This is a genomic window from Stenotrophomonas sp. S39, assembly GCF_016624665.1.
Taxonomy (GTDB): Bacteria; Pseudomonadota; Gammaproteobacteria; order Xanthomonadales; family Xanthomonadaceae; genus Stenotrophomonas.
Map to the genome: position 1 here is coordinate 24074 of NZ_JACVTT010000006.1, position 19863 is coordinate 43936.

Consider the following 19863-nt stretch of genomic DNA (forward strand, 5'->3'; position numbering starts at 1 on the left):
TCAGGGGTGCGCGTTGTGCTGCAGGTAACGGTCACGCAGTTCGGTCTGGCGCGAGCGCATCGGCATGGCGCGTCCGCCCAGCCAGACCTGTTCGGCATAGTGCGCTACATCCAGCGGGTCGCCTTCCCACAGCACCAGGTCGGCGCGCTTGCCCGGTTCGATGGTGCCGATCTGGTCGGCCACGCCCAGCACCTGGGCGGGCACCCGGGTCAGACCGGCCAGGCCATCGGCCCACGGCAGGCCATTGGCCACCGCGTTGCCGGCCAGCTGGCGCATCTTGCGCGCGTTGTGCGAAGCATCGTCGCGCTGGGCGAAGCTGACCGGCACGCCCGCACGCTGCAGGCGCGCAGCGTTTTCCAGGGTGGCGCCGATCTGGTCGAAGCTGGTGGGCAGGTTGCCCAGTGCATCGACGAACACCGGTACCTGCGCAGCCGCCAGGTCCGCCGCCATCTGCCAGGCCTCGGCGCCACCGGCGATGGCGATCTTCACCTTCTCGCGCGCGGCCCAGCGCAGCAGCTGGCGGATGTCGGCGGCACGGTCCACTTCCACCACGATGCGGCCCTGGCCGGCCAGGTAGCGGGCCAGGGTGCGGCGGCCCGCAGGCGTCAGCAGGGCATGCGGCGAATCGGCGGCGACCTGGCCGCGCGCTTCGTCCACCATCTGCTGCAGCAGCATCCACTGCGCCGCACGCGACTGTCCGGTCAGTTCCGAAGCGGCCGCGCCCAGGCGCAGGAACAGCGCACGCGGTCCGATCGGGTCGGCACTGCCATCCAGGCGCATCACCCCGCCCTGGCCGGCCACGAAGCCGCCGCCGGTGGCCGCCCCCAGCGCGGTGAAGCCGATGCCGTCCAGGCGCGCCACCGGAATCAGCACCGACGCCGGGTTGTAGGCGAGGGTGACGTCGAATTCCGGTCGCAGCGGCTGCTCGCCCAGCTTCAGCGTGCTGTCCACGGTGCTCGATTCACCGGAGACCTCCTCGATGCCGATCTCGGTGATGCCACCGAACAGCGCCGGGGTGAGCGGGCGGCCGTTGGCCTCGACCACGGCCACGCCAGCCGGAGCGGCCAGGGCGGGGCCGACGGCACGGACCAGGCCGCCCTGCACCAGCACATCGGTGTTCTGCAGGCTGCCGCGCGCGCTGGCGGTGTGCACCGTGGCGTTGCGCACCAGCAGGTCCTGCGCCGATGCAGTGCCAGCGATGCCTGCCAGCACCATGACGGTAGCGCCGAGCCATGCTCGGCGGCTGTTGTTCAACACGCCCATCAGCGCACCTCCTGGCCAAGCTGGAAATCCGAGCGCGGCAGCGTTTCCGGCGCGGTGCGGTCATACAACCGCCGCCCATCGACGAACACCTGTTCGGCCAGCGCATACGAACTGAAGGGATTGCCGTTCCACACCACCACGTCGGCCATCTTGCCGGCCTCCAGGGTGCCGGTCTGGCCTTCGATGCCCAGCGCCTTGGCGGCGTTGGCGGTCATCCAGGTGATGGCATGTTCCGGGGCGATGTCCGGCATGCGCGCGCGGCGCGCCGCCGCCATCACCTTGGCTGCCTCCTGGTTGAGGCGCTGGATGCCCTCGGGCGAGTCGGAATGGACGATGGCGCAGCTGTTCTTCGGCCGGTCCACCAGCGCGATGTTCTCGGCGATACCGTCGAAGGCTTCCATCTTGAAGCCCCACCAGTCGGCCCAGAGCGCGCCGCAGACGCCGTCGGCAGCCAGCCGGTCGGCCAGCTTGTAGGCTTCCACGCCGTGGTGGAAGGCGGCCACCTTGAAGCCGAATTCCTTGGCCAGGTCGAGCATGGTGGCCATCTCGTCGGCGCGGTAGCAGTGGATGTGCACGCGGATGTCGCCCTGGATGGCGCCGGCCAGCGTGTCCAGCTTGAGGTCGCGCTTGCCGCCGGCATCACCGGCGCTGTCACCCTTGTCGCTGCCGAACCAGCCCTTGCGCTTGGCCGGCTTGGGGCTGTTCTTGGCGATGTAGTCGGCCGCGTCGATGAAGGCGGCGCGGTAGCCGGCCACGTTGCCCATGCGGGTGGCCGGGGCGGTGCCCTTGCCGCCATAGACGCGCTTGGGGTTCTCGCCGCAGGCCATCTTCAGGCCCCAGGGCGCACCGGGAAATTTCATCGCCTGGTAGGTGGTGGCCGGCACGTTCTTCAGCACCACGCCGCGGCCGCCGACCAGGTTGGCCGAACCGGGCAGCACCTGCATGCTGGTCACGCCGCCGGCCAGTGCGGCGGTGAAGCCCGGATCCTGCGGCCACACCGAATGCTCGGCCCAGACGTTGGCGGTGACCGGGGCGGTCATCTCGTTGCCGTCACTGTGGGCGCTGACCCCCGGGCTGGGGTACACGCCCAGGTGCGAATGCACGTCGATCAGGCCGGGGGTGACCCACTTGCCCTGCGCATCGATGCGGGCGATGCCGGCATCGGCCTGCAGCTGCGGGCCGACGGCGACGATGCGCCCATCGCGCAGCAGCACGTCGGCGTGCTCCAGGCGCTGGCCGGTGCCGGTCAGCACGGTGGCGTTCTGGATCAGCACCGGGCCATCGGGATGGGCCTGGTAGGTGCTGGGGTAGGGGTCGGCGACGAAGCGCGAGGCGCCCACCGCGGGGGCGGTGCACAGTGAGGCCAGCGCCAGGCCCAGCCCGGCGCGCAACAGCGTGGATGGCATGCAGATTCCCCTGGCAGGCGCGTGGATCCGCCGACGCTATCCGGCGCCGGGGGCGCTTGCCAAGTGACCTTGGGCACCCCGCAGGCGGCCCCAGGTGTAGGGCGGCGGGCACGCGCCTACAATGGCACCCCCACGCCGTACCGGATGCGCCATGAAGAGCAAGCAGGAAATCGTCGACAACTGGCTGCCACGCTATACCGGCGTGCCCCTGGACCAGTTCGGCCAGCACATCCTGCTGACCAACTTCGGCGGCTACCTGCACACCTTCGCCGAGCTGACCGGGGCCCCCATCGTCGGCCTGGACCGGCCGATGGCCAGTGCCACCTTCGACGACATCACCATGATCAACTTCGGCATGGGCAGCCCCAATGCCGCGATCATCATGGACCTGCTGTCGGCGGTGATGCCCAAGGCGGTGCTGTTCCTGGGCAAGTGCGGTGGGCTCAAGCGCAAGAACCAGCTGGGCGACCTGGTGCTGCCGATCGCCGCCATCCGTGGCGAGGGCACCTCCGGCGACTACCTGCCGCCGGAAGTCCCGGCGCTGCCGGCATTCGCCCTGCAGCGGGCGGTGTCCACGATGATCCGCGACCTGGGCCACGACTACTGGACCGGCACGGTCTACACCACCAACCGCCGGGTCTGGGAGCACGACGAGGCCTTCAAGGAGCGGCTGCGGGCAATGCGCTGCATGGCCATCGACATGGAAACGGCCACGGTGTTCGCCGCCGGCTTCGCTAACCACATCCCCAGCGGCGCCCTGCTGCTGGTGTCCGACCAGCCGATGATCCCCGACGGGGTCAAGACCGAGGCCTCCGATGCCAAGGTCAGCTCCCAGTTCGTGGAAAACCATATCCAGATCGGCATCGAGGCGCTTAAGCTTATCCGGCGCAACGGCAAGTCGGTCCGCCACCTGCGCTTTGACGAATGATGATGACGGCCTGGCGCGGCGCGCCGGCCCTGGAGAGCAGGTGATGGACGTTGCCGCGCAAGTGGTGGAATTCTGGAAGGAGGCGGGCCCGGCGAAGTGGTTCGCCCGCGATGATGCGTTCGACGCGCGGTTCCGCGAACTGTTCCTGGAGGAACACCATGCGGCGGCTTCGCGCGGGCGCGAACACTGGCTGGGCAGTGCTGAAGGCGCGCTGGCGCTGATGCTGCTGCTGGACCAGTTCCCGCGCAACTGCTTCCGTGGCACGGCCCATTCCTACGCCACCGATGGCCTGGCCCGGCATTACGCCATGCGTGCCATCGAGGAAGGCCTGGACCTGCAGCTGGTGCCCAAGCTGCGCGCCTTCATCTACCTGCCGTTCGAGCATTCCGAAGATCCGTTCGACCAGGATCGTTCGGTGGCCATGTTCGACGTGCTGGGTGACAAGGAATACCTGCAGTACGCCGAAGTGCACCGTGACGTCATCCGCCGCTTCGGGCGCTTCCCGCACCGCAACGCCGTGCTGGGCCGCATTCCCAGCCCGGAAGAACTGGATTTCCTCGCCGAAGGCGGGTTTGCAGGGTAGGTCCACGCCATGCGTGGATAAAAAAACGCCGGCGTTCGCCGGCGTTTTTCGTAGGTTCCAACCGCAGCCGATCAGTACTTCGGCACGCCGTTGTCCACCTCGTCCGACCAGGCGTCAATGCCGCCGGTGACGTTGAACACCTTGGTGAAGCCCAGGGTGCGGAACTGCTCGGCGGCCTGCGCGCTGCGGCCGCCGTGGTGGCACAGGAAGGCCAGCGGGGTGTCCTTGGGCAGGCCTTCCAGCTCGGCGCGGCCGTTGCCGTCAAAGCTCTTGAACGGCACGCCGACCGCGGCGATGGCGCGCTCGTCGGCCGGGCGCACGTCGACCAGGGTCACGTTGCCGGCGCGCACCAGGTCATCGGCGTCACGCACGCTGATTTCCTGCACGGGCTTGGGCGCGTTCGGGTTGTCGATGGCCAGGCCCTTGCCGCGGATGTCATCGACCCAGTCGATGGTGATGCCGTCGGCGCGGCGTGCGCTGGACAGGTCGAACTGCACGCGCAGGCCGTTGGATTCGGCAGCGATCGCGCTGTCATCGTGCGGGGCCAGCTGGAAGTTCGGCTGGAAGCGCGCATCGATGGTCAGCTGCAGCGAAGCGCCCGGTGCATCGGCCAGCGCACCCTTCAGCATTTCCACGGCGGCCGGGGTGACGGTGATGCGCGGCGGGGTGCGGTCCGGCGCGGCCAGGCCGAGCACGCTGCTCAGTTCGCCGCTGGCGGCCATCTGCAGGATGATGTCGCTGCCACCGACCAGCTCGCCGTCGATGTACAGCTGCGGGATGGTCGGCCAGTCGCCGTAGGCCTTGATGCCTTCACGGATTTCCTGGTCGGCCAGCACGTTGACGTGGGCGAAGTCGACGCCCAGGTCCTGCAGGGCGCCCACGGCCTTGGCCGAGAAGCCGCACTGCGGCATCGACGGCTGGCCCTTCATGAACAGCACGACGCGGTTGTCGTTGAGGAGGGATTCGATGCGCGAACGCAGGGCGGGATCGAGGGACATGGGCAGTCTAGGGTCCGTAAATTCGAATCACCCATTCTACGCCCCATGGCATCATGGGGCATGACCAACGCAGGAACATTGCATCGCATCCCGACCCGGCCGTGGCGCTGGCTGCCCTGGCTGGTGGCGTCGCAGGTGGCGGTGATCCTGGTCTGGGTGCTGGCCGGCTGGCGCTGGGGGCTGCCGTTGATGGTGGCCACCCACGCGCTGTTCATGGTGCCGGTGTTCCTGCCCAACAGCCGTTTCTACACGCCGGTGCTGGATCGTCTGGCCGACGCCGGTGACAGCGTCTGGCTGACGATCGACGATGGCCCCAGCGCGGAGACCCCGGCGCTGCTGGACCTGCTGGACCGGCACCAGGCGAAGGCGACTTTCTTCCTGGTCGGCGAGCGCGCATTGGCGCACCCGGCCCTGGTGGGGGAGATCCTGCGCCGCGGTCATGACCTGGGCAACCACAGCCACACCCACCCGCAGACCCGGTTCTGGCGGCTGGGCCCGGCGGCGATGCGTGCCGAGATCGAAGGCTGCCACCAGGCGCTGGAAGCGGTCAGCGGCCGCCCGGCGCGCTGGTACCGCTCGGTGGTGGGCATGACCAACCCGTTCGTGGCGCCGGTGCTGGCGGCGCTGGGCCTGGTGCGCGTGGGCTGGAGCGCGCGCGGCTATGACGGCGTGGGCTGCACGCCCGACGGCGTACTGGCACGCCTGCTGCCCGACCTGCGGCCCGGTGCCATCGTACTGCTGCATGAAGGTGCCGCACACGGCCACAACCTGGCCATCATCGAGCGCGTGCTGCAGGTGCTGGACCAGCGTGGCCTGAAGGCGCGGCTGCCGTCCCTGTAATGCGGTAGCGCCGGGCCGGGCCCGGGCGGCGGTGCGATAGGTCAGCGGTTGGATCGTCTGTAGCGCCCGAGCCTATGCTCGGGCGGCGGCGCGATGCGCTGTACAGGCAGCCGAGCGTGGGCTCGGCTCTACATGGTTGATCGCTGTGCCACCAGCAGCCAGCTGTTGAACGGCGTACGCCCGTGCAGGGGACGCACCTGGCCCACCTGCAATCCCGCCTCGGCCAGCGTCGCCCGCAGCCGTGCGGGGTCGGGGTAGTGCCGCGGCCGCGTACCCATCCAGCCCACCAGCCAGGCCAGGCGATCGGCCACGCGCGTGGTGCGGTCGCGGCGGTCGCCGGTGGCCAGCGGCGTGCGCAGCAGCAGGCTGCCCCCGGGTGCCACCCGTGCGCTGGCGGCGTTCAGCAGCGCCAGCTGCGGCTGCGCGTCCAGATACTGCAGCACGTCCAGCAGCAGCACGTGCCCGGCCTGCGCAGGCAGCGGCGCCTGCACGTCCAGGCAGTCGAAACGCACATCGTCCAGGCCGGCGCCGGCCCGCTGCGCGCGGGCGATCTTGCCGGCATCCACGTCCACGCCCAGGTAGGGCTGGCGGCGGCCGCGCTGGCGCAGCACGTGGGCGAACAGGCCCAGCCCGCAGCCCAGGTCGAGCAGCGGCAGGGCATCGTCGGGAAGGTGCTGCAGCACGCCGTCGTACAACGGGTCGCTGCCCAGCTTGCCGCGCGTGTAGTAGTAGTCGCGGCGGTTGCCCCAGGCCTGCACCGGGCGGAACGCCTCGGCAATGGCCCGTGCCTGGCCGCGCTCCAGCGGCGAACAGTCCAGCGGTGTGCCGTTCCCTGGCAGGCCATCCATCGCTCAGTCCGTGCGCTGCAGCAGCTGCGTGGCCACGGGCAGGGCGCGTTCGGCCCACAACGCATACATCCGCGCGGACGGATGCAGGCCATCCCCGGCGATCATCGCCGGATCGGTGCCGTGCGTGCGGCTGATGTCGGTGATGTCGACGAAGGCCACGCCACGCTGGGTGCTGATCACCTCGGCGGCGGCGTTGAATTCGTCGGTCTCGATCTCGATACGGGCCAGGTCACGACCGCTGCCGGCGCCGAACGGGGTCGCGCCCCAGTCGGGGAAGGACAGCACCAGCACGCGGCCGGCATCGCCACCGGCAAAGCCGATCGCACGCTGCAGCAGCGCCTCGAACTGGTGGCGGTATTCGTCCAGCGCTCGTCCGCGGTACTGGTTGTTGACCCCGATCAGCAGGCTGACGAACCCAAACGGGCCCTGCGGTGCGGCCGCATCGATGCCGGCATCGAGCTCGTCGGTGGTCCAGCCGGTGGTGGCGATGGTCTGCGGATCGGCCAGGTCCACGCCCTGCGCGCGCAGCGCTGCGGCCAGCTGGTGCGGCCAGCGGCCTTCGACCGCGACCGCCTCACCGATGGTGTACGAATCGCCCAGCGCCAGGAAGGACAGCGCCACGCTCAGGCCACCGAGCGGCGCGGCTTCAGCGGCACGACCTTGGTGGCGTCCTCGGCGCGGCGGGCCAGCACGCGGTCGATGCGCGCGAACACATCGCGCATCACCGAGGCTTCCGGCAGCAGGGTCACGCGGAAGTGGTGGCGGTAGGGCACGTTGAAGCTCGAGCCCGGTACCACCAGCACGCCTTCGTCGTTCATCAGGTCCAGTGCGAAGTTGTGGTCGTCGAAGCCCTTGGCGGCAGCACCGACCACGGCCGGGAACGCGTAGAGGGCGCCGGCCGGGGCGACCAGCGACAGGTGCTCGCTGGCGTTGCAGGCCTCGATCACCGCGCGGCGGGTTTCATACAGGCGGCCGCCGGGGGCACACAGTTCGGAAATGGTGTCCGGGCCGTTTACCGCAGCGTCGATGGCGTACTGGCCCGGCACGTTGGCGCACAGGCGCAGTGCACTGAGCAGGTCCAGTGCCGCCCGGAACTCACCCAGGCGCGCATCGTCGCCACTGAGGTGGGCCCAGCCCACGCGCCAGCCGCAGGCACGGTGCACCTTGCTCAGGCCGCTGAAGGTCAGGCACGGATGGTCGCCCGCCAGCGGGGCGACCGGCTGGAACACCGCATCGTCATAGAGGATCTGGTCGTAGATCTCATCGACCAGCAGCAGCAGGTTGTGGCGGCGTGCGATCTCGACCACGCGCTCCAGCAGCTCGCGCGGGTAGCTGGCGCCGCTGGGGTTGTTCGGGTTGATCAGCACGATGGCGCGGGTGCGCGAGGACACCAGCGTCTCGATCTCGGTCGGGTCGGGCTGGAAGCCGTTCTCCGGCGCGCAGCGGTAGTACACCGGGCGGCCGTCGTTGAGGATGGCCGCGGCCGACCACAGCGGGTAGTCCGGCGAGGGCACCAGCACTTCGTCGCCCGGGTTCAGCAGGGCGCGCAGCGACAGGTCGATCAGCTCGCTGACGCCGTTGCCGACGAACACGCGGTCCGGGTGGGCATCGGGCGCACCACGGCGCGCATAGGCGGCGGCGATGGCTTCGCGGGCCACCGGCAGGCCCTGCTGGTGGGTGTACGGGTCGGTGCGGCCCATGTCATCGGCAATCGCGTGCTGCAGGTGCTCGGGTGCGCGGAAGCCGAAGTTGCCGGGGTTGCCGATGTTCAGCTTGATCAGCTTGCGGCCCTGCGCTTCCAGCTCCCGCGCTCGCCGGGCCAGTTCTCCGCGGATTTCGTAGCGCACTTCGGAAAGGCGCTCGCGGGTGGCCAGGGGCTTGTGCGACGTGGTGGACATGGGGGCTGGGCCGTCAAAAGGCATGGGGTTTCCATCCTACCGGAATTGCTGCAGTGCATGGCAAGGCGCCAGGGCCTGCCGTTGCTGGGCTGGCAGGGCATCGGGCCGGTTAGAATGGCGGCGATGACCCAGACCCCCGATTTCAACGCCCTGCAGACCATCGGCTGGCCCTGGCCGGGCCCGCCGCAGCAGGCCGACTGGCAGGCCGCAATGGCCGCGCACCCGCAGGCCCGCCCGGCGCGCGTGATCGAACAGCACCGTACCCACTATGTGGTGGCCGACGGCCCGGACGCCTCGATCAAGGCCGAGTCGCTGCCGGAATGGCAGCGCCCGCGCTTCCCCAGCCACGAGCGGCCGGCGGTGGGTGATTGGGTGCTGCTGGACGGCATCCGCATCGTTGCGCTGCTGCCACGGCGTACCGCCATCAAGCGCGGCGCGGCTGGCGAGCATTACCACCAGCAGGTGATCGCGGCCAACATCGATACGGTGTTCATCGTCTGTGGCCTGGATGCCGACTTCAACCCGCGCCGCATCGAGCGCTACCTGCTGCTGGTCGGCGGCGGCGGTGCCGAACCGGTCGTGGTGCTGACCAAGGCCGACCAGACCGAGTACAGCGAAGACGCGCTGGCGGTGCTGGAGGAGCTGGAGATGCAGGGCATCGCCCTGCACGCGATCAACGGCCTGGATGCCGACAGCGTGTCCGTGCTGGAGCCGTGGCTGGGCCCGGGCCGCACGGTGGTGCTGGTCGGTTCGTCCGGTGCCGGCAAATCCACGCTGACCAATACCCTGCTGGGCGAGCAGCGGATGAAGACCAATGCGGTGCGCGCCAACGATTCGCGCGGCCGCCACACCACCACGCACCGCGCGCTGATGCCGCTGCCGATGGGCGCGTGCCTGATCGATACGCCGGGCATGCGCGAGCTGAAGCCGACCGGCGAAGAAACACTGTCCGAAGGCGGCTTCGCCGACATCGAGGCACTGGCGGCGCAGTGCCGTTTCAACGACTGCATGCACCAGCAGGAGCCGGGCTGCGCCGTGCGCGCGGCCATCGATGCCGGTGAGATCGAAGAGAGCCGGCTGCAGAACTACTTCAAGCTGAAGGAAGAAGTGGCTGCCGCCGCTGCGAAGCTGGCCGTGCGCCAGGCCGAAACCGCGCAGGAGCGCGGCGGCAAGAAGGGCAAGGGCCAGCAGTTCCGCCCGGCGGGCAAGCCGCGCAGGCGATAGCACAGTAGCCGAGCATGGGCTCGGCTCTACAGTGGCTCCGCGGCGGAGTCATGCCCTGCGCCGGACACGGCAGGGCGTTATAGTCCGCCCATGGAAACGACCGCGACGCTGGACCATGACGTGGCCCACCATGCGGCGCTCGACGCGCGACTGGTCGAGGCCGTGGGCGGCATCCGCCTGCTGGGGCTGACCAGTTGGCCGGCAACGGTGCAGGCACCGTTCCTGGACAGCGTGGCCCGCGGCCAGCCGGTGCTGCCGAAGGTGGAGTACCCGAAACTGGATTTCAGCGAGGAGCGCCGCGCGTTGGCCGCCATCGCCGCCGAATGTGATCCCAGCCATCCGCTGGGCCACTACGTGCAGCAGTCCGCGCAGAGCTGGGACCTGGCCGCGCAGTTGTTGGAAAGCCTCGGCACTGCCGCCGTGGACCGCTGTTCGGTGCAGCTGTTCGGTGCGCCGGAACAGCCGTTGCCCGGCAACGGCCCTAGCACGCGCGAGGCCGCCCGCCATTTCATCCAGATCGCCAGCGAACTGGACAGCGAACTGCTGGCGCCGGAAGAACAGGTGCCGGTGTCGGCCATCGCCCTGCAGCTGCAGCTGCAGAACGACCTGGACGGCTTCTTTGAATCGCGCATCATCCAGGTGCAGCTGGACCCGGAACTGGTGTCCAAGGCGGCCGCTGGCCCGACCCGCATACGCCTGCGTACCAGCGCACGTTTCAGCGCCTACGACCGCGCGCAGCTGTTCCACCACGAAGCGCTGGTGCATTCGCTCACTGCATTGAACGGCCGCGAACAACCGGTGCTGCCCAGCCTGGCCCTGTCCTCGCCACGGGTGACCGCCACCCAGGAAGGCCTGGCCACGTTCGCCGAGCAGATCACCGGCAGCATCGACATCGAACGGCTGAAGCGCATCAGCCTGCGCACCGAAGCCATTGCGATGGCGCGCGAAGGTGCGGATTTCATCGAGGTGTACCGCTATTTCTGCGAGGCCGGGCAGAATCCGGAAGAAAGCTTCGCCTCGGCGCAGCGCGTGTTCCGTGGTGTGCCGCCCAGCGGTGGCCTGGCCTTCACCAAGGACACGGTGTACCTGCGCGGGCTGGTGTCGGTGCATACCTTCTTCCGGCACATGCTGGCCGAGGATCGCCTGCAGGTCTGCCGCTGGTTGTTTGCCGGCAAGATGAGCCTGACCGATGCGATTGCCTTCGCACCGTTGTTCGAGAGTGGCGTGTTGAAGCCACCGCGCTGGCTGCCGCACTGGGTGAGCCGGGCGAACGGATTGGCGGGCATGCTGGCGTTCTCGTTGTTCGCCAACCGGATACGGATGGACCAGCTGGCGCCGGAGTAAAAGGCGTTGGTGTGGTTTCCACGCCTTCCTGATATCGGAGGGGAGGAGGCGGGTCACCCTGGCCAGGACACGCAAAATCCCCTCCATGGTCCTCGATGGCGCCATCCATGGCGCCAACGGTCCTGGCCAGGGTGACCCGCCTCCTCCAGACAGTTTCCTGCGGGCGCGGTGGAAATCCCCACCGAAGGAATTCGCAAGAGTCAAAAACAGAACCGGGATCCGACCCCGTGCCGACCAACGGTCGGCACCCACCACACCCGTGGTGGTCCGCACCTTCCGCAGGTGCAGGGCTCAGAACATCAGGTTGATCATCACCACCACCACCAGCGTGTAGATCAGCGACAGCGGGCCGCCGACCCGCCACATCTCGCGCGGGGTGTAGTTGGCCGGGCCGGTGATCATCGAAATGACCGGGTTGGAGGCCGTCATCAGGTTGTTGGACGCTGACAACGCCACGATCAGCGCGAACGCGGTCGGGTTGCCACCCGCCGCCAGCGCCAGGTTCACCGCGATGGGCACCATCACGATCGTCGCGCCCACGTGGCTGATCACCAGCGAGAACACCGTGGTCAGCAGTGCCAGCGCAAGCTCCAGCACCCAGATCGGGATGCCGGTCGGCAGCTTGTCGATCGTATGGCCGGCCACCCAGGCCGCCGCGCCGCTGGAATCCATTGCCCAGCCGAGCGGAATCAGCCCGGCCATCATGAATACCGTCTTCCAGTTGATGGAGGCATAGGCCTCGTCCATGCGCAGCACGCCGGTCAGCAGCATGCCGGCCACGCCGGTCATCAGGGTCAGCGCCACCGGCAGCTTGCTGGTCAGCGCGATCAGGATGGTCAGCGCGAAGATCGCCATCGCGATCTTGAACTTGTGCGGGCGCTGCTCGCCGGTCGGGTAATCGGTCACCACCACGAAGTCGCGGCTCTTGGCGGCCTGCGCCAGGTCGGTCCAGATGCTGTGGAAGACCAGCATGTCACCGGCGCGCAGCTGCACGTCGCGCACGTCCTCGCGGATCACCTGCTTGTCGCGGTTGATCGCCAGCAGGCTGATGCCGCGCTCCTTGCGCAGGCGCAGATCAGCCGCGCTCTTGCCGATCACGTTGGAGGTCGGCGGCACCACCGCCTCGGAAATACCGGCACGGCTGGGGTTGAACAGGTCGCCCAGGTGCTTCAGCCGCGAGGACATGCGCAGGAACTGGTTCTGCGCGAAATCGTGCACGTCCTGGCGCGGGCCCATCGCGCCCAGCACGCTGCCCACCCAGATGCGCATCTCCGCCGGCGGTGCAAGGCGGGTGTCGTTGCCGGTCTTCAGCGCCAGCAGCAGCGGCGCATCGTGCAGGGTCTCGGCCTCGCCCAGGGTCATGCCCACCAGCGGGCTTTCGGCGGTGACCACCAGCTCGAACACATCGCCTTCGATGCCGTAGGTCTTGGCGAAATAGCTCTCGGTGCGTGCCGGGGTCACCCCGTCATTGACCAGGCTTTCCTCTTCGATCAGCTTGCGGTCGCCGTAGTAGCGGAAATACAGCAGCGAGGCGATCAGCAGGGCCACGCCGATCGGCAGCGGCGCGAACATGCGCAGCGGCTCGATGGTCGCCAGGCCCGAGGGCAGGTTGTTGTTGGCCGAGGCCAGCAGATCGTTCAGCAGGATCAGCGGCGAGTTGCCCACCATGGTCAGCGCGCCGCCCATCACGATCGCTGCCGAGATCGGCAGCAGCAGCCGCTGCAGGGTCAGCCCGGTGCGCGCGACCAGCCGCGAGGCGACCGGCAGGTACAGCGCCATCACCGAGGGGTTCTGCATGAAGGACGAGTTCAGGCCGGCGATGGCCGTGGTCATCATCAGCAGCCGCTGCTCCACGCCGTGGCCGCGCCGCAGCAGCCACGCGGCCAGCCGGTTCAGCGCCCCGGTGCGGTCCAGGCCCGCACCGAGGATGGTGGTGGCGATGATGCTCATCACCGCGTTACCCGAGAAGCCACCGAAGATTTCTTCCGGGGCGATCAGGCCGGTGACGCCCAGCACCACCAGCACCACCAGCGCGACCACGTCGGCGCGGATGCGCTCGAACAGGAACATCGCCATCGTGAAGCCGACCAGCCCGAGCACGAGCTTCATGTCGTTGGTCAGCGTCAGCGCGGTATCCATGTGGGGCGCAGCGTCCTCGGGCGTGGGTCAGGTGCGGTCGTACAGCAGGTCCCAGACGCCGTGGCCGAGCTTCTGGCCGCGGGTCTCGAAGTGCGTCTGCGGGCGCCAGTCCGGGCGCGGCACGCTGCCACGCGGGCCGGCACGGTTGACCAGGCCAGCGGTGGCGTCGAGCACGTCCCACATCTGCTCGGCGTAGTCTTCCCAGTCGGTGGCGCAGTGCAGGCGGCCACCCGGGCGCAGCTTGCGCACGATCAGTTCGGCGAAGGCCGGCTGCAGCAGGCGGCGCTTGTTGTGGCGCTTCTTGTGCCACGGGTCCGGGAAGTAGATGCGCACTTCATCCAGCGCACCATCGGCGATCTCGTTCTGCAGCACTTCCACCGCATCGTGGTGGTACAGGCGCACGTGGTCGGCGTTGTCATCGGCCAGCGCATTCAGCAGGCGGCCCACGCCCGGGGCGTGCACCTCGATGCCGATGTAATCGCGCGACGGATCGTGCTGCGCGGCGAAACGCAGGGCAGCGCCGTTGCCGAAGCCGATTTCCAGCACCTTGTGCGCCGGACGGCCGAAGGTGGCATCCAGGTCGCGCGGCTGGCCGTTGTAGTCGATGCCGAAGCGCGGCCAGCGTTCGTCGAACGCGCGCTGCTGGGCAGGCGTGAAGCGGCCCTGGCGCAGCACGAAGCTGCGCACCTCGCGGCGGCCCTCGCTCACGGTGAAGGGCTTGGGCGGGGCCTTGGAGCCGGCGCTGTCAAAAGGATTGGTCATCAGCCGATCAGCCCATCCACCGGGGAGGAGGCGCTGGCGTAGCGCTTGCGCGGAATGCGCCCGGCCAGGAAGGCCTCGCGGCCGGCTTCCACGGCCTTGCGCATGGCGCTGGCCATCAGCACCGGGTGGCGCGCACCGGCGATGGCGGTGTTCATCAGCACGCCGTCGCAGCCCAGCTCCATCGCGATGGCGGCATCGGAGGCGGTGCCCACGCCGGCGTCGACGATGATCGGCACCTTGGCGTCTTCGATGATCTGCAGCAGGTTGTACTTGTTCTGGATGCCCAGGCCCGAGCCGATCGGCGCGGCCAGCGGCATCACCGCAGCGCAGCCGATCTCTTCCAGGCGCTTGGCCAGGATCGGGTCATCGGAGGTGTAGACCATCACGTCGAAGCCGTCCTTGACCAGCTGCTCGGCAGCCTTGAGGGTCTGCACCACGTCCGGGTACAGCGACTTCTGGTCGCCCAGCACTTCCAGCTTGGTCAGGTTGTGGCCGTCCAGCAGCTCGCGGGCCAGGCGGCAGGTGCGCACGGCGTCTTCGGCGGTGTAGCAGCCGGCGGTGTTGGGCAGGATGGTGTAGCGGTCCGGCGGCAGCACGTCCAGCAGGTTCGGTTCGCCAGGGTTCTGGCCGATGTTCGTGCGGCGGATGGCCACGGTGACGATCTGGGCGCCAGCGGCCTCGGTGGCCAGGCGGGTTTCTTCCAGGTCCTTGAACTTGCCGGTGCCGGTCAGCAGCCGCGAGCCATAGGTCTTGCCGGCGATCACCAGCGAATCGGGGGAGACAGGGAGGTTCATGACGCGATTATCGCTTATCCGCCTGAAGATGGGGTCGTCACTTCGACGCCGCCGGGCATGGCCCGGTGCTACCGGAAGAGATGCGCAGGGTAGCGCCGGGCCAAGCCCGGCGAGCGCGGAGCGTGGGTTTTCCTCAGCCACCGCCGAGCGCGTGCACGATCTCCACCACGTCACCTTCGGCCAGCACGTGCTCGCCATGGCGGCTGCGGCTGACGATCTCGCCATTCACTTCCACCGCCACCCGGCGCTGCAGCAGCTGCTCGGTGGCGAGCAGGTCCAGGAGGGTCGCCGAAGCGGGCAGGGTGCGGGGTTCGCCATTGAGCTGGATGTTCATGCGCGCATTGTCGCTTATGGCCCGCCATGATCGGAACCGTCGCCTCCGTGCGTCGCACGCCATCACCGGCACAGCCCGCCAGCGCAGTCTCAGGCGACAATTCATGCGGCGGCGCAGCGTGAGCAATCGGCGACACGGTGAAACCATTCACCGTGCGCCGGCGTACGTGTGCGCCGGATCCCCAACATTTCCCCCCAGGAGTTCTACATGCTGCTCAGCAAACGCCCGATCCGCTCCCTGATGGCGGCCGCGATCGCGCTCGCCGCGCTGCCGGCCATGGCAGGCGAATCCCCGTTCACCCGCACCGTGTTCTTCGGCGACAGCCTGACCGACAGCGGCTACTTCCGCCCGCTGCTGCCGGCCGATGTGCGCCCGGTCACCGGCCAGTCCACCACCAACCCGGGCTGGGAATGGGCGCAGTTCGTGGCCGATTACTACGGCACCAACGCCAGCCCCAACGGCAATGGCCAGACCGGTGACAACTACGCCGTCGGTGGCGCCCGCGTGGGCGTCGACCTGACCCAGCCGGCGCTCGGCAACGTCGCCGTGCCCTCGCTGAAGACGCAGATGTCCAACTATCTGGCCGCCAACGGCGGCAAGGCCGACCCGAACGCCCTGTACACCGTGTGGGGCGGCGCCAACGACCTGTTCTCGATCACCGCCCCGGCCCAGGCACCGGCCGTCATCGGCGCGGCGGTCACCACCCAGATCGGCATCGTGTCCAGCCTGAAGCAGGCCGGTGCGCAGTACGTGCTGGTGCCCAACCTGCCTGATATTGGTTCCACCCCGGGCTTCATCGATCGTGGCGCCGCGGCGCGCGCACAGGGCACCGCCCTGTCCAACGCCTACAACAACGCGCTGTACGGTGGCCTGAAGCAGGCCGGCATCGAGTTCATCCCGCTCGATACCTACACCCTGCTGCACGAGATCATCGCCAACCCGGGCATGTACGGCTTCAGCAACGTCACCGGCCGCGCCTGCCTGGTGGCCTCGTCGCTGACCTGCAGCCCGCTGGCCTATGTGCGCCCGGATGCGGCCAGCACCTACCTGTTCGCCGATGACGTACACCCGACCACGGCCGCGCACCAGATGCTGGGCCAGTACGCCATCTCGATCCTGGAAGGCCCGCGCCTGCAGCAGATCCTGACCCACTCGGCGCAGACCATCGGCCGTTCGCGCGCCGACCAGGTCAGCCTGCACCAGGCCGGCCGTCCGGCCGATGGCATGTCCTGGTGGGGCGGCGTGCGCGGCGACATGCAGCGCTACGACCACGCCGACGTGTATGACGGCGTGGCCCCGGCCGGCCTGTTCGGTGTCGACTGGGCACGTGACGGCATGGTCGTCGGCGGCTTCGGCGGTTTCGGCCGCATGAACGCCGACTTCGGCAACAGCCGTGGCGACTTCACCCAGAAGGACACGACCGCCGGCCTGTTCGCGGGCTGGTACGGCGACCGAATCTGGGTCAACGGCCAGGTCAGCTACACCTGGCTGTCGTATGACGTGAACCGCAAGGTCCAGCTCGGCCCGGCCACCCGTGAACACGGCGGCTCGCCGGACGGCAGCAACCTGACCGCCGCCCTGAACGCCGGTTACGAGTTCGGCACCGAAGGCGGCTTCCGCCACGGTCCGATCGCCTCGGTGATCTGGCAGAAGGTGAAGATCGACGGCTACACCGAAACCGCCGATGCCAACACCCTGGCCACCGCGCTGGGCTATGGCAAGCAGGACGTCGATTCCACCGTCGGCCGCATCGGCTGGCAGGCCCGCTTCGATGGCGGCAGCGTCAAGCCGTACGTGCAGGTGACCTACGACCACGAGTTCGAGGACACCAAGCAGGCCAGCGCATGGGTGCAGAGCCTGCCGGACGTGGGCATGTACCGCGTGCCGGGCATGGACTTCGACAAGAACTATGCAACCGCCATCTTCGGCGCGCGCATGGAGCTGTTCGGCCTGCAGAGCAACATCGGCCTGAGCGCCACCACCCTGCAGAAGCGTGCGCAGGACGCCACGCTGTTCGCCAACTTCAGCGGCAGCTTCTGATCCAGGGCGGGGTCGGATCCCTTTCCACCCGGAAAGGGCTCTGACGTTATTGATCCAAGGCGGGGTAGGATCCCTTTCCGCAGGAAAGGGCTCTGACCCCGTTGCCGCCAGCATTGCGCAACACCGGCCGGTCCGCATAGACTTTCACCCTGCAATGCGGGCGTAGCTCAATGGTAGAGCTGTAGCTTCCCAAGCTACTGACGAGGGTTCGATTCCCTTCGCCCGCTCCAGTTCGGCCATTTGCACACCTAAGTGCATGAATGCGAAGGGGCCGAGTCAAAAAGGCTGCGTGCGCTCCTTGCCAGAGCTGCTTTTTCCTGCACGCCCGTATGGGCTTTACGCCCGCTTCCTTGTCCTCTTTACCTTCGGTCCCGCTTGGATTGTCCCTTCATCGTCCGTGCGCCGGGTTTGCCCTCCGGCGATCGCGCACGATACGTTCGGATGATTTGCGGGGCGCAAAGGCGCGGTCCAGCAATCTCATTGAGAGCTGCCAGACACTCCGCACCCTGCTGGGGCCTGTAGGGGATATCCCTGCATCGGGCGACGACTGACTGTGTCAGGGCGTTGTGGGATGGCGTCCAGTATTGGCCGAAGAACGGAACCAGGCGCGTGAATACCGCAGGTCAAGCGTCCGGCAGACGGTTGCGCTTGCGGCGAAGACCTCTGGCTTCCTGTGGTCGGGGGCAGCAGAGGGTCGACCATAAGTGCCGCAACGGTGCCCCACGAGCAGGTAATCTTATCCCGGAAGCAGCAAGGGGCGATCGATCATGAGCCTGACCAAACTCGAGTTGTGGTGCCAGGATGCGATCACCATCCTCGCTGGCCCTGACGACATTCCCCGCCTTATCGAGCTGCGGAGGGAGACTGTCAGGGGATTTGCTCACAGTCCTCATCTCTACGAGGTGGCTGCCGATATTGCCGAGGATCTCAACGACCTCGTGCCGGACTCCCAGCGGGTGGTCAGGGAATACTTGATCGCCAATTATGGGTTCAGCTTCGAGTTTTTCATTGACAAGAAGTTGGCCGAGGTGAGGAAGGTTTTGGCGCGCGGACGGATAGGCAGCGAGAAAGATGTTCGCCTCCTTTCTGATTTCGCTGCTGACACGTCAAACGACGAGATCCTGACCGCAGCGGCCGATTCATTGCTGGAGGATTACGCGAGATTGATGAAGAGGTGATCGCTTACCGAGCTACGCCTGCTTCAACGTGCTGTCAGGCGATTTTATTCGCCGCTCAAGGCGCACTTCATTGTCTCTTTCCATTGCAACGCTTGAATGGTGCACGGATGCCGATGCGATGTCCGGATGACTGCTGATCGAAGCACGCTCCGTCGCTTTGCCCAATGGTTGCCGTTGCTGGCATGGGTGGCCATCTGTGTCGCCTGGTGGTCACCGTTGGGCGTGGTGGTCGGCCTTGCCGTGTGCATTGCGTTGGGCGTCGTGCTGCAGCGCCTTGAACTGGTCGATGATGCCGTCGGCGGCGCACGGCTGCGTTCGCAGTTGCCGGGGCGCCTGGCCGAGCGTCCCCCCACTCATGATGTGCTGCTGGAATCGGCTGAAGTGGGCATGGGCGGGCCTGTTTACAGCGTCCAGATGCTGCGCGATGGCGCCATCGTCGAAGGGGTAGCCATCCTCGGCAGCAACGAGGCCAGCTGTGGATGGACGTCGCTGCCGGGCAGCGCGCTGCGTCTGGCCACCGGCTCTGTCCACCGGGGCGAGGGGGTGATCGTCTACGACGAGCAGCACAAGGTGGTGCATCTGCTGGCCGTCGCTCCAAGCGTGCTCGCGCAGGAACTGGGTGCCCGTCGGCAATCCGATGGCGATGTGGCGGCGGCATTGTGGCTGCGCAGCCTGCCTTGCCGTCTGATCCAGCTGCATCCCTGTCGAGGGCTATGGCTGGCGGAGGGGCACGCGGCACTGGCTGCAGGCGTGCCGAAGGCGCTTCGCCACGTCCTGCCCGACGGCCGGGTCCTGCAGGCCATCCCCATGCTTCCCGAGGATCTGCGCCTGACCGCGCATCCGGCCCTGTTCACGCGACTCTGTCCGTACTCGCTTCACTTCGACGGTGAGGCCACGGGCCGCCATGTGTGCGGTCTGGAGACGGTGATTGCCAGCCCATCGGGACGATGCGTGGTGGTAGCGGGCAGTGTGATGGATGCGGATCTGCGTCCCCGTCAGAGCGTGTGGCTCATTTACTGGCGGGGGCGTTGGCAGGCCATCGCCGGCCTTGCCGTGGGCGGTCGTGGCAAGGCCACGAGCATGGTCTGGATCAACGTGATCGAGGTGAGCGATGACGGCACGCTCCACGGCCAGGCCCAAGAAGATCACTGGGTGGCCGGTGCCATCAAACTGGTCCCCACGCCGCACACGGCACTGGAACTGCCCGTGGAGTGGCGGCAAACCGGGCTGGCCCTGCGGGTCCGCGACGGACGCTTCACGCTGCGCCTTCCCTGATCTGCGGCA

Annotated in this window: 18 protein-coding genes and 1 tRNA gene; 9 read left to right on the forward strand and 10 right to left on the reverse strand. The window is 68.1% G+C overall.

The features are described from left to right. Both IAE41_RS03505 and IAE41_RS03510 read right to left on the reverse strand, forming a co-directional pair. A complete protein-coding gene (locus tag IAE41_RS03505) occupies nt 1-1263 on the reverse strand; it encodes an amidohydrolase family protein (RefSeq protein ID WP_200732113.1) in 1263 nt (420 codons plus the stop codon). Next, nucleotides 1263-2669 (reverse strand): amidohydrolase, encoded by a 1407-nt coding sequence (locus IAE41_RS03510; RefSeq protein WP_200732114.1) that lies wholly within the window; start codon nt 2667-2669, stop codon nt 1263-1265. Before IAE41_RS03510 ends, IAE41_RS03505 begins: the two co-directional genes overlap by 1 nt. A 151-nt stretch (nt 2670-2820) precedes the next feature. On the opposite strand from IAE41_RS03510, the gene IAE41_RS03515 reads away from it, so the two are divergent. Both IAE41_RS03515 and IAE41_RS03520 read left to right on the forward strand, forming a co-directional pair. Continuing rightward, nucleotides 2821-3597 (forward strand): AMP nucleosidase, encoded by a 777-nt coding sequence (locus IAE41_RS03515; RefSeq protein ID WP_079223275.1) that lies wholly within the window; start codon nt 2821-2823, stop codon nt 3595-3597. Nucleotides 3598-3640: 43 nt separating this feature from the next. Beyond that, entirely contained in the window at nt 3641-4180 is a 540-nt protein-coding gene (locus IAE41_RS03520; protein WP_200732115.1) for a DUF924 family protein, read from the forward strand. A gap of 71 nt (nt 4181-4251) precedes the next feature. Here IAE41_RS03520 and grxD read toward each other — a convergent pair whose 3' ends face one another. Then, nucleotides 4252-5178 carry a Grx4 family monothiol glutaredoxin gene (grxD, locus tag IAE41_RS03525; protein WP_079223271.1) on the reverse strand — a complete coding sequence of 309 codons (927 nt, stop codon included), beginning with the start codon at nt 5176-5178 and terminating at the stop codon, nt 4252-4254. A 60-nt stretch (nt 5179-5238) separates the two neighbouring features. Here grxD and IAE41_RS03530 point away from each other — a divergent pair, with 60 nt between their 5' ends. Continuing rightward, nucleotides 5239-6018 carry a polysaccharide deacetylase family protein gene (locus tag IAE41_RS03530; protein ID WP_200732116.1) on the forward strand — a complete coding sequence of 260 codons (780 nt, stop codon included), beginning with the start codon at nt 5239-5241 and terminating at the stop codon, nt 6016-6018. Nucleotides 6019-6146: 128 nt separating this feature from the next. Here the strand turns inward: IAE41_RS03530 and IAE41_RS03535 are convergent, their stop codons facing one another. Genes IAE41_RS03535 through IAE41_RS03545 form a run of 3 tightly spaced genes read right to left on the reverse strand, consistent with a single transcriptional unit; the run spans nt 6147 to nt 8764 of the window. Beyond that, nucleotides 6147-6866, reverse strand: coding sequence for a class I SAM-dependent methyltransferase (locus IAE41_RS03535; protein ID WP_200732117.1), 720 nt, complete (start codon nt 6864-6866; stop codon nt 6147-6149). A 3-nt stretch (nt 6867-6869) separates the two neighbouring features. Beyond that, a complete protein-coding gene (locus IAE41_RS03540; protein ID WP_200732118.1) occupies nt 6870-7487 on the reverse strand; it encodes an SGNH/GDSL hydrolase family protein in 618 nt (205 codons plus the stop codon). 2 nt (nt 7488-7489) lie between these two features. Continuing rightward, entirely contained in the window at nt 7490-8764 is a 1275-nt protein-coding gene (locus tag IAE41_RS03545; RefSeq protein ID WP_108760359.1) for a pyridoxal phosphate-dependent aminotransferase, read from the reverse strand. A 123-nt stretch (nt 8765-8887) separates the two neighbouring features. Between IAE41_RS03545 and rsgA the strand changes: the two genes are divergently transcribed. Both rsgA and IAE41_RS03555 read left to right on the forward strand, forming a co-directional pair. Further along, nucleotides 8888-9988: a ribosome small subunit-dependent GTPase A gene (rsgA, locus tag IAE41_RS03550; protein ID WP_234458277.1), complete on the forward strand. Its 1101-nt coding sequence runs from the start codon at nt 8888-8890 to the stop codon at nt 9986-9988. A 90-nt stretch (nt 9989-10078) separates the two neighbouring features. Beyond that, nucleotides 10079-11332, forward strand: a complete 1254-nt coding sequence (locus IAE41_RS03555; RefSeq protein ID WP_079223250.1) for a flavohemoglobin expression-modulating QEGLA motif protein — start codon at nt 10079-10081, stop codon at nt 11330-11332. A 291-nt stretch (nt 11333-11623) separates the two neighbouring features. Here the strand turns inward: IAE41_RS03555 and IAE41_RS03560 are convergent, their stop codons facing one another. From IAE41_RS03560 to thiS, 4 genes are all read right to left on the reverse strand, one after another. Further along, on the reverse strand, nt 11624-13471 hold the full coding sequence (locus IAE41_RS03560) for an SLC13 family permease (RefSeq protein WP_079222967.1): 1848 nt from the start codon (nt 13469-13471) through the stop codon (nt 11624-11626). Nucleotides 13472-13498: 27 nt separating this feature from the next. After that, entirely contained in the window at nt 13499-14233 is a 735-nt protein-coding gene (gene trmB / locus IAE41_RS03565) for a tRNA (guanosine(46)-N7)-methyltransferase TrmB (RefSeq protein WP_200732119.1), read from the reverse strand. Further along, nucleotides 14233-15027 (reverse strand): thiazole synthase, encoded by a 795-nt coding sequence (locus IAE41_RS03570; protein ID WP_200732120.1) that lies wholly within the window; start codon nt 15025-15027, stop codon nt 14233-14235. Before IAE41_RS03570 ends, trmB begins: the two co-directional genes overlap by 1 nt. A gap of 133 nt (nt 15028-15160) precedes the next feature. Beyond that, entirely contained in the window at nt 15161-15361 is a 201-nt protein-coding gene (gene thiS, locus IAE41_RS03575; RefSeq protein WP_108747263.1) for a sulfur carrier protein ThiS, read from the reverse strand. A gap of 207 nt (nt 15362-15568) precedes the next feature. Here thiS and IAE41_RS03580 point away from each other — a divergent pair, with 207 nt between their 5' ends. The 4 genes from IAE41_RS03580 to IAE41_RS03595 all read left to right on the forward strand — a co-directional run bounded on the left by IAE41_RS03580 (nt 15569) and on the right by IAE41_RS03595 (nt 19854). Then, complete coding sequence (locus IAE41_RS03580; protein WP_200732121.1) at nt 15569-17401, forward strand: autotransporter domain-containing protein; 1833 nt, start codon at nt 15569-15571, stop codon at nt 17399-17401. 156 nt (nt 17402-17557) lie between these two features. Continuing rightward, nucleotides 17558-17631, forward strand: a tRNA-Gly gene (locus IAE41_RS03585). A gap of 537 nt (nt 17632-18168) precedes the next feature. Continuing rightward, nucleotides 18169-18579 (forward strand): hypothetical protein, encoded by a 411-nt coding sequence (locus IAE41_RS03590; protein WP_200732122.1) that lies wholly within the window; start codon nt 18169-18171, stop codon nt 18577-18579. A 126-nt stretch (nt 18580-18705) separates the two neighbouring features. After that, nucleotides 18706-19854 (forward strand): hypothetical protein, encoded by a 1149-nt coding sequence (locus IAE41_RS03595; protein WP_200732123.1) that lies wholly within the window; start codon nt 18706-18708, stop codon nt 19852-19854. Nucleotides 19855-19863 lie beyond the last annotated feature (9 nt).